At 72.4% G+C, this 14,638-nt stretch carries 14 protein-coding genes; 3 read left to right on the top strand and 11 right to left on the bottom strand.

Going from position 1 to position 14,638, the window contains the following annotated elements; all coding sequences use genetic code 11:
* Window positions 1–30: 30 nt before the first annotated feature.
* From ACQEV1_RS21395 to ACQEV1_RS21385, 3 genes are all read right to left on the bottom strand, one after another.
* Window positions 31–1,347 carry an NB-ARC domain-containing protein gene (locus tag ACQEV1_RS21395; protein WP_433395505.1) on the bottom strand — a complete coding sequence of 439 codons (1,317 nt, stop codon included), beginning with the start codon at window positions 1,345–1,347 and terminating at the stop codon, window positions 31–33.
* A gap of 525 nt (window positions 1,348–1,872) precedes the next feature.
* Complete coding sequence (locus ACQEV1_RS21390) at window positions 1,873–2,283, bottom strand: nuclear transport factor 2 family protein (RefSeq protein WP_433395503.1); 411 nt, start codon at window positions 2,281–2,283, stop codon at window positions 1,873–1,875.
* Window positions 2,284–2,312: 29 nt separating this feature from the next.
* The gene (locus ACQEV1_RS21385; protein WP_433395501.1) at window positions 2,313–3,233 is read right to left on the bottom strand and encodes a zinc-binding dehydrogenase; all 921 of its coding nucleotides are present in this window, start codon (window positions 3,231–3,233) and stop codon (window positions 2,313–2,315) included.
* A gap of 112 nt (window positions 3,234–3,345) precedes the next feature.
* Here ACQEV1_RS21385 and ACQEV1_RS21380 point away from each other — a divergent pair, with 112 nt between their 5' ends.
* Window positions 3,346–4,305 (top strand): LysR family transcriptional regulator, encoded by a 960-nt coding sequence (locus tag ACQEV1_RS21380; protein WP_433395499.1) that lies wholly within the window; start codon window positions 3,346–3,348, stop codon window positions 4,303–4,305.
* A gap of 16 nt (window positions 4,306–4,321) precedes the next feature.
* On the opposite strand, the gene ACQEV1_RS21375 is transcribed toward ACQEV1_RS21380, so the two are convergent.
* The 7 genes from ACQEV1_RS21375 to ACQEV1_RS21345 all read right to left on the bottom strand — a co-directional run bounded on the left by ACQEV1_RS21375 (window position 4,322) and on the right by ACQEV1_RS21345 (window position 11,055).
* Entirely contained in the window at window positions 4,322–5,422 is a 1,101-nt protein-coding gene (locus tag ACQEV1_RS21375; RefSeq protein WP_285619870.1) for a DUF5925 domain-containing protein, read from the bottom strand.
* Between the two features lie 16 nt (window positions 5,423–5,438).
* On the bottom strand, window positions 5,439–6,311 hold the full coding sequence (locus ACQEV1_RS21370) for an alpha/beta fold hydrolase (protein ID WP_433395497.1): 873 nt from the start codon (window positions 6,309–6,311) through the stop codon (window positions 5,439–5,441).
* 27 nt (window positions 6,312–6,338) lie between these two features.
* The gene (locus ACQEV1_RS21365; RefSeq protein ID WP_433395495.1) at window positions 6,339–7,865 is read right to left on the bottom strand and encodes an AMP-binding protein; all 1,527 of its coding nucleotides are present in this window, start codon (window positions 7,863–7,865) and stop codon (window positions 6,339–6,341) included.
* Window positions 7,866–7,921: 56 nt separating this feature from the next.
* Complete coding sequence (locus ACQEV1_RS21360) at window positions 7,922–8,362, bottom strand: pyridoxamine 5'-phosphate oxidase family protein (protein WP_433395493.1); 441 nt, start codon at window positions 8,360–8,362, stop codon at window positions 7,922–7,924.
* Between the two features lie 63 nt (window positions 8,363–8,425).
* Window positions 8,426–8,770, bottom strand: coding sequence for a VOC family protein (locus tag ACQEV1_RS21355; protein ID WP_285566049.1), 345 nt, complete (start codon window positions 8,768–8,770; stop codon window positions 8,426–8,428).
* A gap of 106 nt (window positions 8,771–8,876) precedes the next feature.
* Complete coding sequence (locus tag ACQEV1_RS21350) at window positions 8,877–10,415, bottom strand: AMP-binding protein (RefSeq protein ID WP_433395491.1); 1,539 nt, start codon at window positions 10,413–10,415, stop codon at window positions 8,877–8,879.
* A gap of 16 nt (window positions 10,416–10,431) precedes the next feature.
* Window positions 10,432–11,055, bottom strand: coding sequence for a TetR/AcrR family transcriptional regulator (locus ACQEV1_RS21345; RefSeq protein WP_433395489.1), 624 nt, complete (start codon window positions 11,053–11,055; stop codon window positions 10,432–10,434).
* Window positions 11,056–11,228: 173 nt separating this feature from the next.
* Between ACQEV1_RS21345 and ACQEV1_RS21340 the strand changes: the two genes are divergently transcribed.
* Both ACQEV1_RS21340 and ACQEV1_RS21335 read left to right on the top strand, forming a co-directional pair.
* A complete protein-coding gene (locus tag ACQEV1_RS21340; RefSeq protein ID WP_433395487.1) occupies window positions 11,229–12,749 on the top strand; it encodes an MFS transporter in 1,521 nt (506 codons plus the stop codon).
* Window positions 12,750–12,781: 32 nt separating this feature from the next.
* The gene (locus ACQEV1_RS21335; protein ID WP_285619880.1) at window positions 12,782–13,729 is read left to right on the top strand and encodes an ADP-ribosylglycohydrolase family protein; all 948 of its coding nucleotides are present in this window, start codon (window positions 12,782–12,784) and stop codon (window positions 13,727–13,729) included.
* Here the strand turns inward: ACQEV1_RS21335 and ACQEV1_RS21330 are convergent.
* Entirely contained in the window at window positions 13,726–14,541 is an 816-nt protein-coding gene (locus ACQEV1_RS21330; protein ID WP_433395485.1) for an alpha/beta fold hydrolase, read from the bottom strand. The two genes, ACQEV1_RS21335 and ACQEV1_RS21330, sit on opposite strands and share 4 nt — an antisense overlap.
* Between the last annotated feature and the right edge of the window lie 97 nt (window positions 14,542–14,638).

The raw sequence follows: 14,638 nt of genomic DNA, 5'->3' as shown, positions 1-14,638 counted from the left end.
CGGCTTCCAAGCTTCCGGCTTCGCGACCGGCTACCGGACCGCCTCGTCGGCACGTAATTGCTCCGCCTCGGCGAACCCGGCGACCGAGGCACGGCGGCGCGTCGCCGCGCGGACCGCTCGCACGGCGTTGCGCAGGTGGCCGGGGCTCCACTCCCGGTCGATGACCTGCGCCACGATCAGCAGGAGCTCCGCCGCCTGGGCGAGCGGCCCACCGGGCTCCCTCGCGGCGCGCTCGACCGCGGTGAGGATGGCGTCCTGCTCGACGAACAGCCAGGCGCGCGCGGCCTCGCGGGTGAGGCGCTTCGACGGCGCCCCGCCGAGGACCCCGGTCGCCTCACGCGCCGCCGCGAGGTAGTGGTCGAGCAGGCCGCGCACGGCGCGTACGCGTTCCTCACGGGTGCAGGAACGGTTCAGGGCGAAGAGCCGGAGCAGGTCGTGGAAGCGGTACCGGTCCGGGGCGCAGCTCTCCAGCAGGCTCAGGTCGGCCAGCGTCTCCAGGATGTCGTCGGCGCGCTGGGGCCGCAGGCCGAGCGCGGCGCCGGCGGCGCCGGTCGAGAAGCCGGGCCCGTCGGCCAGCGCCAGCAGCCGGAACGCCCGCGCCTCGTCCCGTCCCAGCAGGTCATAGCCCAGCCGGAAACAGGCGACGGCCGCGGGCAGTTCCTCCATCCGGCCGCGGGCGAGACGGCGTGCCAGGGCGTCGATCCGCAGCGAGGGACGGGCCGCCAGCCACGCCCCGGCGCCGCGTACCGCCAGCGGCAGGAACCCGCAGGCGGCCACCAGGTCGAGTGCCGCGGCGCGCTCGGCCGCCACGCGTTCCGCGCCGGCCGCGCTCTCCAGGAGCGCCACCGCCTCGTACGGCTCCAGCACGTCGAGGTCGAGCCGCCGGGCCCCGGGCAGCCCGGCCATCGTGGCACGACTCGTCACCAGCACCGCGGACCCGGACGACCCGGGCAGCAGCGGCCGTACCTGCGCGGGACTGCGCGCGTCGTCCAGCAGCACGAGCATCCGCCGGCCGGCCAGCTCGGACCGGTAGAGCGCCGCGCGTTCCTCGAGCGCGTCGGGGACCTCGCGCCGGCCGAAGGCGCGCAACAGCCCGCCGAGCAGGGCGTACGGCTCGGCCGGGCGATCGGCCATGCCGCGCAGGTCGACGTAGAGCGGTCCCCCGGAGAAGCGTCGCCGCACGGCGTGCGCGACGTGCACGGCGAGAGCGGTCTTGCCGACGCCGCCCATGCCGTTCACGGCGGCGATCGGCACCGGCCCGCCGGACTGGAGCACGCCGGTCAGCTCGGCGACGGCGCCGCTCCGCCCGACGAAGTCCCCGATGTCCGGCGGAAGCCGGTACGGCATCACAGGTTCCTCCGTGTGAGCGTGTCGAGAAAGAGAGCCCTGCACCGGTCCGTCACCTCCGGTGCAGGGCTCCGGCTTCCCGGCCTGGTACGGCGCGGGTCGCCTCCCCCGTCCTCGCCCGGCAACGCAGCGGCATTGGCCTCCGGGCGAATGGCCGGGCCTTTACCCCCTCGGCCCGTCCACGTGAAGAATTCTGCGGGGCGGCGATCAACGTCCGATCAACGCGGAATCAACGCCGGCCGGCTCAGCCGAGCGCGGCGGTCGCGCCCACCGCTCGTGGAGCGTCTGACCTGCGAGCACGCCGAACGCCAGCTGCTCGGCCGGGTCCGGCACGCCGCGCTTCTCGAGTGCCCCGGCCATGGCCACGGCGAGGCCGGCGCGCTTGAACGCCGCGCGCTCCCGCGGCGACCCGGCGGCTGCTGGGCCGGAAGCCGGTCCGACCCGGCCTCGTCGCCGACCTGGAGCAAGGCCACTCCTTCACCGCCGGGTGAGCCGGGCGTACGCGGTGCCGCCGGCCGGGCCCGGCTACGCGCGGTGCCCGGGGAAGAGGGCCGCCGCCACATGCCGGGTGTCCGCGTACTCGACGACGGAGGCGATCCGGCCGTCGCGGACCGTGTAGACACCGATGCAGCGGTTGTCGTACGTGCCGCCGTACACGGTCCGCGCCGTCGAGGTCCACTCGGCGACCACGCGGTCGCCCTCGGCGATCGTGCCGATCAGCTCGATCCTCATCGTGCCGGGGACGAGGAGCGGTCCCATGCCGCCCAGGAATTCGCCGACGATCGCGTCGCGGCCCCGCCACACCTTCGAGATCGGCAGGTCGCCCGGGTAGTGCCAGGTCGCGTCCTCGGCGAAGCTCTCGTAGACGACGTCGGCGTCGCCGTCGCGGACGGCCTCGACGTAGCGGACGACGACGGCTCGGGGGTCGGTGGTCATGGTCGTACTCCTTGGTCCGTTCGATCTGTTCAGGAGAGGGTGAGCACGGCCTTGCCGCGGATGCGGCGGTCGCGCAGGTCGGTGAGGACGGTCGCGGTGTCGGCCCAGTCCGCGACGCGGCCGATCTCGGGGTGCAGGCGGCCTTCGGCGGTGAGCCGGACGAGCGCCGCGAGGTCGTCGCCGAGGCCGGTGTCCGCGTCGAGGTAGTGGAAGTGGCGGATGACGGCCGACTCGGGCCCGTCGAAGAAGTCGAAGAAGTCGAGCGTCGCCGGGGTACGGCTGGCCTGCCCGAACCAGACGAGCGTGCCGCGCTTCGCCAGCCGCGCGAGGACGACGGGAAGTGTCTCGCCGCCCGTCGACTCCAGGACGATGTCGTACCGCCCCCGCGCGTCCGCCGGGTCGTGGACGATCGCGGCGGCGCCGAGCTCGGTGAGCCGAGCGCCGCGTACGGCGTCCCGGGTCACGGCGGTGACCTCCGCGCCGGCGGCGGCCGCGAGCTCGGTCACGAAGTGGCCCACGCCCCCGGACGCACCGGTCACCAGCAGGCGCCGCCCCAGCACGGGCCCGGCCGTCCGCAGCAGCCGCAACGCGGTGAGCCCCGCGAGCGGCAGCGCGGCGCCCTGGAGCGCGGACACGGTGTCCGGCAGCACCGCGAGCGCGTCGGCCGGCACGGCCGCGAACTCCGCCCAGCCGCCCGCCATGGGATGGCCGACGACGCGGGCGATACCGGCCGGCCCGCTCCCGTCGGCGGCGGGCTGCACGACGAGCCCCGCGATGTCCTTGCCGGGCCGCTCGCCGGGCGCGGGCGCCTCCAGCTTGAACGTCTCGCCCCGGTTGGCCGAGAACGCCTCGACCTTCACGAGCGCCTCGTTCGCGCGCGGCACCGGCTCGGGCACGTCGGCGAGCACGACCTGTTCGGCGGGATCCCCGGTCGGGATGAGAGCTTTCATCGTGATGCCTCCCTGGTAATTCCTGAGGACACTTCACCGGGTGCGGCGGTGGCGGGGCCAACAACGGAGCCGCACGGCCGACAACGCCGCGTTGTCGCATATGGTCGGCGGCGTGGACCTCGACCTCGCCCTGGTCCGTGCGTTCGTCGCGACCGCCGAGACGCTGCACTTCGGGCTTGCCGCCAAGCGGCTGAACACCAGCCAGCAGGCGCTGTCGAAGCGCATCGCGCGCCTGGAGTCGCTGCTCACCGTGCGGCTGTTCGAACGCGAGGGCGGCACGCGGTTGACCGAGGCCGGTGAGCGGTTCGAACCGGCCGCGCGCGAGGCTCTCGCCGCGGGTGAGCGCGCGGTCGCGGCGGCGCTGGGCGTCGGGCAGCTCGTACGGATCGACGTGTGGGGCCACCTCTACGCGCCAATGCGCACCGTCGCGCAGGCGGTGGAGGCCCTCGGCGCGATCCGGTTGGAGCCGGGCCCGGCACGTGACTGGCCGTCGGCCGCGGAGGCGCTGCTGCGCGGCGACACCGACCTGGGTTTCGGCCGGGTGCACCCGCTGCCCGGCGGCCGCGACGCGGGCCTCGCCCAGCGGCTCGTGCGCCTGGAGCCCGTCGACGCGGTGGTCAGCACGTCCCACCCGCTGGCCGGCGCGGGCGAACTGCGCCCCGCCGACCTGCGGGACAGCACACTGTGGTGCCCGGCCGAGCTGACCCGTCTGGACTTCCTACGGCGCTTCGCCGACGAGTTCGGCGTCACCCGACGCGAGGACGGCCCCAACCTGGGCCTCGACCACCTCGTTCAGCGCATCCGCACCGATGCGACGTGCTTCACGCTCTTCCCCGCCGACGCGCCGCCGCCCGGCGACGCGGGTCTGCGCTCCGTCCCGATCGTCGCGCCGACCCCGCTGTACGCGTGGTCGGTCGCCTGGCGCGAGTCGCACCGCCATCCGCTGCTCGACACCCTGCTGCGCGGTTTCGCCGAAGCGGGCCGCACCCGGCGCTGGCTGGACTACGCGCCGGAGCGTGACTGGCTCCCGGAGTCGGACCACGCCGCACTCGCGGGTCCGCCAAGGGGCTGACTCCGGCAGCGTCTTCTTACAGGTAGAAGCCGGTCTCGGTGGCCGGTGGCGGGGTGCCCGCGTCGCGCCCGTCGCGCAGGGCGTACAGCTCGGCGAGCGTCGCGCCGTGGCCCAGGTCGTGTGCGGCGGCGTCGGCGCCGAGCCAGGCCGTGGCCTCCGCCGGTGACATCCGGCCCACCTCCACCTGGGCCAGGCAGCGCCCCGGCCGTACGACGGCGGGGTGCAGGGCCGCGAGCGGCTCGTTCGTGGTGATCGCGACGAGCACGTCGCGGCCCTGGCCGAGCAGGCCGTCGGTCAGGTTGAGCAGCCGGGACAGCCCCTGTCCGGTGGCGGCCTTGGCGTCACCGCTGATCAGCTCGTCGCAGTCCTCGACGACGAGGAGCCGCCAGCGCCGGTCGTCGTCGTCCTCGCCGACCGCGACCTCCATGAGGTACGCGGGGTTGCTGAAGAGCTGCTCCGGATCGAGCACGCAGTCGAACTGGCACCACTTGGACCACTCGCGGGCCATGGCGCGCAGCGCGGTGGTCTTGCCCGTGCCCGGCGGGCCGTGCAGGAGCACCAGGCGTCCGCCGATGTCGTCGGGGGTCACCTCGGTCAGCCGGTCGACGGCGGTTGCCGCCGCCGCGGTGTAGTTGTCGCGGATCTCCGCCCAGGTCGCGGCGGTGATGGAGCGCTGGCTGCGCGCCGCGCCGTGCGACCCCAGGTGCCAGAAGCCCATCTCGACCCGGTCCTCCTCCGGAGGCGGCGGCTCGACGGCGTCGCGGATCGCCTCCTCCAGCACGGAGGTGCACAGCTCGTCGCTGACCGCGGTCACCTCGACCATGCCCGACCCGCCGCGCCAGCGCACGGACCGCAGCGTCCAGCCGTCACCGCGGGCGAGCAACGCCTCGCGGTTGTCCTCGCGCGACGTGCGCAGCACCCGCGCCCCGGCCGGCCGCAGCAGCGCGTCGGGCCGGATGCGCTCCATCCGCTTGGACCGGGCGAACGGCTGCCGCCCGGCCGCGAACGCCTCCATGGCCAGCACGTCGATCACGTCACCGAGGGTGTCGGTGGTGTCGAGCTGGAACACCACGGGAGGCTCCGGTTCGGACCCGTTGATCGGCAGGAGATCGGACATGAAGTCAATGATCAGGTCATCCGTACGCCCGCGTCCACTCAATACCCGTCAGGAAGTCGCGAAGCAGCGCGGTCGCGGTCGCCGGATCCTCGCGGAAGAGCCCGTGGCCGGCGTCCGGTACGACGTGCAGCCGCGCGCCCGGCAGCTCGGCGGCGAGGCGCCGGGCGGCGGGCACGGTGGCCACCGGGTCGTGCTCGCCGGCCAGGATCATCGTCGGGCAGGTGACCTGACCGAGCCGTGGCCAGGGGTCGAAGTCGTCGTAGAGGACCTGGCGGAAGTGTTCGAGCACGTCGGGGTTCCAGCGGATGCGCCGCAGCCGGTCGGGGCCGTCGGGGTCGCCACCGGGTCGCTGCGAGTAGAGGGGAAGACAGACGCGCGGGTACGCCTCCCGGATCTCGTCGGAGTCCTCGCCCTCCCAGTAGCGCCGCGCGATCTCGCGGGCCTCGGCGCCGCCGAGCCGTTCCATGATGGCGAGCCGTTCGTCCGTCTCGCCGGGCATCACGCTGTCGAGCACCACTCCGCCCAGCCGGGCGGAATGCCGGATGGCGGCCGTCAGCGCCACCCAGCCGCCGGCGGAGGTGCCGAGCAGAACGGGTTCGGCGATGTCCAGCGCGTCGCAGAAGGCGATGACGTCGTCGGCCCAGCGGTCCCAGGTCCAGGACTCGGGGCCGCCGCGGTCCGAGCGCCCGCTCCCCCTCTGGTCCAGGTAGATCACCTGGGCGTGTTCGGTGACGCCGTCGAGCACCGGCTTGAACGTCGTGTGGTCGGCGCCGGGCCCGCCGTGCAGGGCGATGACCGTCGGGCGTTCGACCATCGCGGGGCCGTCGGGGACGAGCCCGCAGCCGTCGACGTCGAAGTACAGGGAGATGTCACCGATCGCGACGCGCATGGAGCCCACGATGGCCGCGAGTGCGGGCTATTTCCAGTACTCGTCCTTCAGCAGGCGCTTGTAGAGCTTGCCGGTCGGATGGCGGGGCAGTTCGGCGCGGAAGTCGACCGTACGCGGGCACTTGTAGTGCGCCAGGTTCGCCCGGCAGTGCTCGATGAGCTCCCGTTCCAGCTCCGGGCCCGCCTCGGTGAGGTCCATCGGCTGCACGACGGCCTTGACCGCCTCGCCCATCTCCGGGTCCGGTACGCCGATCACCGCCACGTCGGCGACCTTCGGATGGACGGCGAGGAGGTTCTCCGCCTCCTGCGGGTAGACGTTCACCCCGCCGCTGATGATCATGTACGATAGCCGGTCGGTGAGGTAGAGGAAGCCCTCCTCGTCCACGTACCCGACGTCGCCCAGCGTGGTCCAGCCACGGCCGTGCGGGTCGCGGGACGACGCGGTCTTCGCCGGATCGTCGTGGTACTCGAACTCCGGGCCGCCCGCGAAGTACAGCGTCCCGGTCCGGCCCACCGGAAGCTCCTCGCCCTCCTCGTCGCAGACGTGGATCTCACCGAGCAGCGGCCGGCCGACCGTGCCCGGGTGCTCCAGCCACGCCTTGGAGTCGGCGTAGACGAAGCAGTTGCCCTCGGTGCCGGCGTAGTACTCGTGCAGCACCGGCCCCCACCAGTCGATCATCTGCCGCTTGACCTCGACCGGGCAGGGCGCGGCGGCGTGCACGGCGTACCGCAGGCTCGACAGGTCGTACCCCGTCCGGGTCGCCTCCGGCAGCTTGAGCATGCGGATGAACATCGTCGGCACCCACTGGCTGTGCGTCACCCCGTACCGCTCGATCAGCCGCAGCGCCTCCTCCGGGTCGAACCGCTCCATCACCACGACGGTCGAGCCGAAGCGGTGGAAGGTGAGGCAGTAGCGCAGCGGCGCGGCGTGGTACAGCGGGGCCGGTGACAGGTAGACCGACTGCTCGTCCGGCTGGAAGAGGAAGGACACCAGCTGGGTGAGCTTGTTCGGCGAGCCGGCCGGGGCGAGCGACAGCGTGGGCTTGACCCCCTTGGGCCGTCCGGTCGTGCCCGAGGAGTAGAGCATGTCCACGCCCTCGCACTCGTCCTCGATCGGCCCGGCGGGCTGCCCGGCGATCCGCTCCTCGTACGAGTCGAAGCCCGGCGCCACGCCGTCGAGCATGAGCCGCAGCTCGACACCGGGCGTCCGGTCGCCGACCGCGGTCGCCACCTCCGCCAGCCGCGCCGAGGTGAGGAAGACGCGCGCCCCGCAGTTGTCGATGATGTAGGCGAGCTCGTCGGCCTGCAGGCGGGAGCTGATCGCGGTGTAGTACAGCCCGGAGCGCTGCGCCGCCCACGCGATCGCCAGGAACGACGGGTGGTTCTCCAGCATGAAGGCCACGTGGTCGCCGGGCCGCAGCCCCTCGGCCCGCAGCAGCTGGGCGAGCCGGTTGGACTCCTCGTCCAGCTCGCGGAAGGTGATGACCTTGCCCGAGCCCGCCATGATCACTGCTGGTTTGTCCGGCGTCAGGGCCGCGATCTGTCCCAGGTGCACGAAACCGAACGCTACTCGGTTTCGTCGCGGCGCGGAAGGACGCGGAGGCCCGCCGGTCAGGCGACGGTCCACCGCCCGTCGCGCATGAGGTCGCGGCCGGCGATCTCGTTGGCCTCGCGCCACGCCTGGATCCGCGTCGGCCGGACGCGGAAGTAGGCGTAGCCGGTGAGCCCGCGCGGGTCGAAACCGTTCTTGGCCGCGAACGCGTCACCGGCATCCCGGTCGACCTCCACCATCTCCACCGTGCCCTCGATCATGACCACGTCCCGGGTCGGGCCGACGCCGAGGCGGGCCCGTCCGGTGGCGCTCAGGTTGCGGGCGGTCGGCGACGACGAGGGCGTGGACAGCAGCAGCGTGGCACCGTCCCACAGGAACGACAGCGGCACGAGGTATGGCCCGTCGTCACCGGCGGTGGCCACCCATGCGTCCTCGTCGACTTCGAGGCGGCGCAGCGTGTCCTGCTTGCGCTGCTCGGGCGTACGGGCGGGCTCGGGCATCGAGGGTCCTTTCCGTGGAAGACGGGGTCCGGCCCCGCCGCGGGGCCGGACCGGTCCAGAATGTCAGGCCACCTGGCGCAGGCCGACGACGTTGCCGTCCGCGTCCTTCACCGTGGCGATCAGGGTGCCGCCGCCGACGTCGCGGACGTCCTGGAGCGTCTCCGCGCCGCCCTCGACCAGCGCCTGGAGGCTCGCCTTGATGTCCTCGACGTGCCAGTAGGCGACGGGCCCGGCGCCGCCTTCACGGTGGCCGTTCGGGTCCAGGCCGACGTCCTGGCCGCCGACCTTGTAGCCGACGTAGTACGGCGTGTCCGCGTACGGCTCGACGCCCGCCAGCCCGCCGTACAGGGCCTTGGCCGCCGCGAGGTCGGACACGGGGTAGATGATCGTCTTGATGCCATCGGTCATGGCGTGCTCCTTGCTGGTCGGGACAGAACCCCCGGAGGGCTCCACCGCAGATCACGCTAGGGTCGGCGGCGCCGCGGCGGCTTCTTCATTCCTGACCGATCACCCGTCAGATCGACTTCTCCCGGCCCGTCCAGTACGGATCGCGGATGAGGCGCTTGTAGAGCTTGCCGGTCGGCGTCCGCGGCAGCGCGTCGGGGAAGTCCACCGACCGGGGCGCCTTGTAGCCGGCCAGCGTGCGCCGGGAGAAGGCGATCAGCTCCTCCTCCAGCGCGTCCGAGGGCTCGTAACCGTCCTCCAGCTCGACCGCCGCCTTCACCTGCTCGCCGTACTCCTGGTCCGGCACGCCGAAGACGGCGACGTCGCGTACGGCCGGGTGGGTGATGAGCACGCCCTCGATCTCGGCCGGATAGATGTTCACCCCGCCGCTGATGATCATGTCGATGACGCGGTCGGAGAGGAACAGGTAGCCGTCCTCGTCGAGGTGGCCGACGTCGCCGGTGGTGAACAGCCCGTCGCGGTGCACGGAGGCGGTCTTGTCCGGGTCGCCCCAGTACTCCACGTCGTCGCCGCTGGTGTAGCGGAACCAGAGCTGGCCGCGCTCCCCCGCCGCGGCCGGCGAGCCGTCCTCGCGCAGCACGTGGATCTCGGCCATCGGCAGCGCGCGCCCGACCGTGCCGGGCCGCTCCAGCCACTCCCGCGACGACACGACGGTGTTCACCGACGACTCGGTGGAGCCGTAGTACTCGTACACGACCGGGCCCAGCCAGTCGATCATCCGCCGCTTGACCTCGGGCGAGCACGGCGCGGCGCCGTGCCAGACGGCGGCGAGGCTCGACAGGTCGTACCCGCGCCGGATCTCCTCGTCCAGGCGCAGCAGGCGGACGAACTGGGTCGGCACCAGGTGGACGTTGGTGATCCGGTGCTCCTCGATGAGGCGCAGCGTCTCCTCGGGGTCGAACGACTGCCGCATGACGACCGAGCGCCCCGCGCAGAGCATGACGTGCGACCACAGCCACTGCGCCGAGTGGTAGACCGGTCCGACCAGCAGCGACCGCCCGCCCTCCGGGATGGAGAGCAGCTGCGCGGACCCCTCGGCGACGCCCTTCATCGTCTCCAGCGGGGCGCCGGTCGTGACGAGCTTGCGCCGCACGCCCTTCGGGCGCCCGGTCGTGCCCGACGTGTAGATCATCGGCCAGCCCATGACCTGCCCGGACGGCTCCCCGTCCGGTCCGCCGGCGAGGAACTCCTCGTACGGCTGGAAGCCCGGGACCTCGCCGATGCCGATCCGGAACGGCGTGTCCACCGCCGCCTCGGCCGCCACGTCCGCGAAGGCGTCCTCGGAGAACAGCGCCTTCGCTCCGGAGTCGGCGAGGACGTACCGCAGCTCGTCGGCGGTCCAGTGCCAGTTGACCAGGACGTACCGCAGGCCGATGTGGGTGGCCGCGGCCATCAGCTCGAAGTACTCCCGGCGGTTGCCCGAGTGGATCGCGATGGCGTCGCCGTCGTCCAGGCCGAGGCCCCGCAGCGCACCCGCGAGGCGGTCGACGCGCGCCCGGAACTCCCGCCACGTGGTGACGCCGCGCTCGTCGGTGACGGCCGGCTCATCCGGTCGTGCCTCGGCGTACGGGCGGAGCAGTTCGGCCATCGGGACCTCCCGGTGTTCAGTGGGTCCGGGCCCCCGCCATGCGCAGCGCGAGCCCGACGTAGCGGGCCTCCAGCTCGGCGTGACTCAAGGGCCGGTGCTCGTGGAACCATTCGCTGATGTGGACACACATGTCAAGGATCGGCAGCGCGGTGAGCACGGCCGCCGTACGGTCGTCGCCCCCGACCAGGTCGAAGACCTGCTTCTTCTGACCGGCGAGCAGCACGTCGACCACGGTGTCGCGCAGGCGGCGCCGGATCGCGACGACCTCGTCGTAGTGCGCCCCGGTCAGTAGCGGGAACTCCCGGTTGGCCACGCGAGCGGTCTCCCGGTGGTCGGAGTGCCGGGCGACGTAGACGCGCACGATCGCGCTGAGCTCGGCGACCGGGTCGCCCGCGACCGCCCCCACCGCCGCCGTCAGAACGCTCTCCAGCCGCAGGTGGATGTCGCGCACCACGGTGTAGAGCAGCTCGTCCTTGGACTCGAAGTGGTTGTAGAGCGCGCCGGGTGTCAGGCCGCACGCCTCGGTGATCTGCCGGACCGACGTCACGATCGCGCCCTGCCGGTAGAACAGCTCGACTGCGGCGGCGGCCAGACGCTGCTGGAGCGGGGATCCCCCGACGGGCAGGCCGGTATCCGTCACCGTGTCACTCTCCCGCCTTGACATGCCACTTAATTCGAGCGTACTAATATTTCCAACGCGTGAATGAACGCTTATTTACCCATGATGGCACAGGTCATGCGGCACATCGGCCTCGGGGGCGGGGCGTCTAATGGCGCTCTGGAGCAGCTCGCCTAATGGAAAAAGAGGAAGCGATGGCTCCATCTGACCCGACGGCTCCCGCGGCGGCGGGATTCACCATCGACCGGCTCTGGCGCCGCGGCCTCGACCGGTATCCGAGCACAGGATCGCGCTACTGGTACCTGGCCGTGGCGGTGTTCGTCACGATCATCTTGTACTACGAGCTCTACGTGGCCGGCGGCGTCGCCCCGCTCGTGCTCGAGCACTTCAAGATGTCGTTCATCTACTACGTCAACATCCTCGTGCTGGCCAACCTCGTCGGCGCGTTCGGCTCTCTCGCGGCCGGCCTCGCCGACCGCTGGGGCCGCGCCAACCTGGTCGCGTACGGCCTGCTCGTCACCGGCGTGCTCGCCCTGATCACCCCGCTCGCACCGAACAAGTTCGTCTTCGGGCTGTTCGCTGTGATCGGCGGCGTCGTCGAGGGCATGTGCCTGGTCGCGACGCCGGCGCTCGTCCGCGACTTCTCCCCGCAGATCGGCCGCGCGTCCGCGATGGGCTTCTGGACGCTCGGGCCCGTCGTCGGCAGCCTGGTCGTCAGCTTCGTCGCCAACCGCACGCTGCCGCACCTGGACAACTCCTGGTCCAGCCAGTTCTACATCGTCGGCGTCGTCGGCCTCGTGGCGTTCGTGATCGCGCTGTTCGGGCTGCGCGAGCTCAAACCCGGGCTCCGCGACCAGGTGATGGTCAGCGCCGGCGACCGCGCGCTCATCGAGGCACGCGCCGACAGCGCCGAGCGGACGGTCGACCTCGACCGGCCGTGGGCGCAGATGCTGCGCCTGGACATCCTCGCCCCCGCGCTCGGGATCAGCATCTTCCTGCTGATCTACTACACCGCGGTCGGCTTCTTCACCGTCTACCTGACCTCCAACTTCGGCTTCACCACGTCGAAGGCCAACGGCATCAACACCTGGTACTGGGCGATCAACGCGATCAGCCTCGTGGTCGTCGGCGCCCTGTCGGACCGGCTGCGGGTGCGCAAGCCGTTCATGGTGGCCGGCACCGTGCTCGCGGTGGTGATGACGTTCATCTTCATGACCCGCACGACGCACCCGGACACGAGCTCGACCACGCTCATCGTGATCATCGCCCTGCTCTCGCTCGGCCTCGCGACGGCGTACGCCCCGTGGATGGCGGCGTTCACCGAGACGATCGAGAGGCGCAACCCGGCGCTGACCGCGACCGGCCTGGCGATCTGGGGCTGGATCCTGCGCATCGTGGTCTGCCTGGCCTTCTTCGTCCTCCCGTACGTCGTCAGCGCGGTGGACAAACTGGTCGAGGCTCCGGCCGTACTGGCCCAGGTGAAGGCCGCCGGCGCCAATCCGCCACCCGCGCTGCTCGCCGAGGTCGGGAAGATCAAGAGCGCCGCCGCCGACGCGCCGCACCAGTGGCAGGCCTGGTGGTGGGTGTGCATCGTGGCCGAGATCCTGTTCCTCGGCCTGATGCTGCCGCTGGTCGGCCGCTGGAGCCCGAAGGCGGCCAAGGCCGACGCCGAGGCGCACGAACGCGAGGTCGCCCGCCTCACCGGCGCCTCCTGAGGGAACCTCTCCGGCCGTCCGGTCGTCGCACAGTGGTGACGCTCACCAGTGAACAGCGAGACCGGGCGGCCGGAGTGCTCCTGGGCGCGGCCTGCGGCGACGCGCTCGGCGTGCCGTACGAGTTCGCCGCTCCCCTGTCCCCCACGGCCGTCCCCGCGATGATCGGCGGCGGCCTCGGCCCGTACGCGCCGGGCGAGTACAGCGACGACACCCAGATGCAGGTGTGCGTCGCCGAGGTCGCGGCGAGAGGACGCGGCCTGCGGTCGGACCTCGCGCTGGACGGGGTCGCGGTCCGGTTCCTGCGGTGGTACCGCGAGGGCGCCAGCGACATCGGCAACCAGACCCGCGCGGTGCTCGGGTCCGTCGACCGGACCGGCGGCCTGTCATCGGAGATGCGCCGCGCCGCCGACGACCTGCACGCCCGTACGGGCCGCAGCGCGGGCAACGGGTCGCTGATGCGCACCGCCGTCGTCGCGCTGCCGTACCTGGAGGACCCGGCCGCCATGATGGAGGCGGCCCGGCTGGTCAGCGGCCTGACCCACGCCGACGACCTGGCCGGCGACGCGTGCGTGCTGTGGTGCGCGGGTGTACGCCGCGCGGTGCTGGAGGGCACCTACGACGGCGTACGCGAGGGGCTGGCGTACCTGCCGCCGTCGCGCCGCGACGCGTGGGCCTCCCGGCTGGCCGAGGCCGAGGCCGCGCCCCCGCAGCGGTTCAGCCCGAACGGCTTCGTCGTCCCGGCGCTGCAGGCGGCGTGGTCGGCGGTGACGCACACGTCGTCGCTGCCGGACGGCCTGTTCGCCGCGGTACGGGCCGGCGACGACACCGACACGGTCGCCGCGATCGCGGGCGCGCTCCTGGGCGCACGCCACGGCGCGTCGGCCGTACCGGAGGAGTGGCGGGCGAAGGTGCACGGCTGGCCGGGCCTGACCGCCGACGACCTGACCACCCTCGCCGTCCGCGCCGCCGAGTCCGCCTAGCGTTCTTGAGCCACCCACTCCCGCAGAAGTGCGAGGAAGTCGTCGGGCCGCTCCAAAGAGGGCAGGTGGGCGACGTCGGGCCAGTCGACACGGCGAGCGTCGGGCAGGGCCCGGCAGATCCGCTCAGCGGAGTCCAGAGTGGTGTCGAGGTCGCGCCCTCCGACCAGGACAAGGACCGGGATGGTGAGATCAGGCAGGCGTTCGAACGCAGGTGGGGCGAACTCTGCCTCGTCGGTCTCCCCCAGTGACTCGGTGACCTCGAACGCGCGCCACTGCATACGGCGCACGTGGTCTTGGACGCCGGATGCCACATCGGATGGCTCGCGGCCGCGGCCGACCACCCACGTGGCGATGTTGGCCTCCACCGCCGCATCGAGGTCGCGTGCGGCCAGGGCGTTCTTCTCCGCTTCGAAGAAGCGCTCGAGATCCTCGGTCGACTCCGCCAGCAGACTGCCGCCCGGCGGGCAGAGCAGCAGGGACACGGCCAGCCCCGGTCGGGAGAGGGCGGCCTCGGTCGCGACCCCGGCTCCGAGCGAGCCCGCCACGAGGTGACATCGAGTGATACCGAGGTGCTCCAACGCGGACAGGACGTCCTCGGCGTGTGACCAGCGAGCGCCGGGTGGCCTACTGGACTCACCGAAGCCGCGAAGGTCGAGGCGGACGACTTCGTACTCGGCCGCGAGCGCCTCCCACTGGGCATCCCACATGGTCCGGTCGGCCACGCCGGCGTGAATGAGGACGATCGGAGTGCCGTCACCGCGCCCGGCACGTTCGTAGGCGATCCCCTGCGGGGTGTACTGGTGTGTGCGCACAGGTCTCCGGGGTTGGGGACCGAGGACGAGACCAAGGAAACACCTGCCAGGATCCAGAGCAAACGGTTTTTCAGGCGCGCGGCGCGATGTGAGGGAT

The sequence above is a fragment of the Actinoallomurus sp. CA-142502 genome (genome assembly GCF_050936355.1).
GTDB classification, from domain to species: Bacteria; Actinomycetota; Actinomycetes; order Streptosporangiales; family Streptosporangiaceae; genus Actinoallomurus; species Actinoallomurus iriomotensis.
Note: the sequence above shows the minus strand (reverse complement) of the source record. Positions and strands in the feature narration are given on the sequence as shown.

Excerpts from the sequence above, each read along its gene's own strand:
- ACQEV1_RS21390 (WP_433395503.1), bottom strand. The coding sequence starts at position 2,283 with ATGACCACCGACCCCCGAGCCGTCGTCGTCCGCTACGTCGAGGCCGTC.
- ACQEV1_RS21395 (WP_433395505.1), bottom strand. The coding sequence starts at position 1,347 with ATGCCGTACCGGCTTCCGCCGGACATCGGGGACTTCGTCGGGCGGAGC.
- ACQEV1_RS21350 (WP_433395491.1), bottom strand. The coding sequence starts at position 10,415 with ATGGCCGAACTGCTCCGCCCGTACGCCGAGGCACGACCGGATGAGCCG.
- ACQEV1_RS21385 (WP_433395501.1), bottom strand. The coding sequence starts at position 3,233 with ATGAAAGCTCTCATCCCGACCGGGGATCCCGCCGAACAGGTCGTGCTC.
- ACQEV1_RS21370 (WP_433395497.1), bottom strand. The coding sequence starts at position 6,311 with ATGCGCGTCGCGATCGGTGACATCTCCCTGTACTTCGACGTCGACGGC.
- ACQEV1_RS21355 (WP_285566049.1), bottom strand. The coding sequence starts at position 8,770 with ATGACCGATGGCATCAAGACGATCATCTACCCCGTGTCCGACCTCGCG.
- ACQEV1_RS21340 (WP_433395487.1), top strand. The coding sequence starts at position 11,229 with ATGGCTCCATCTGACCCGACGGCTCCCGCGGCGGCGGGATTCACCATC.
- ACQEV1_RS21360 (WP_433395493.1), bottom strand. The coding sequence starts at position 8,362 with ATGCCCGAGCCCGCCCGTACGCCCGAGCAGCGCAAGCAGGACACGCTG.
- ACQEV1_RS21375 (WP_285619870.1), bottom strand. The coding sequence starts at position 5,422 with ATGTCCGATCTCCTGCCGATCAACGGGTCCGAACCGGAGCCTCCCGTG.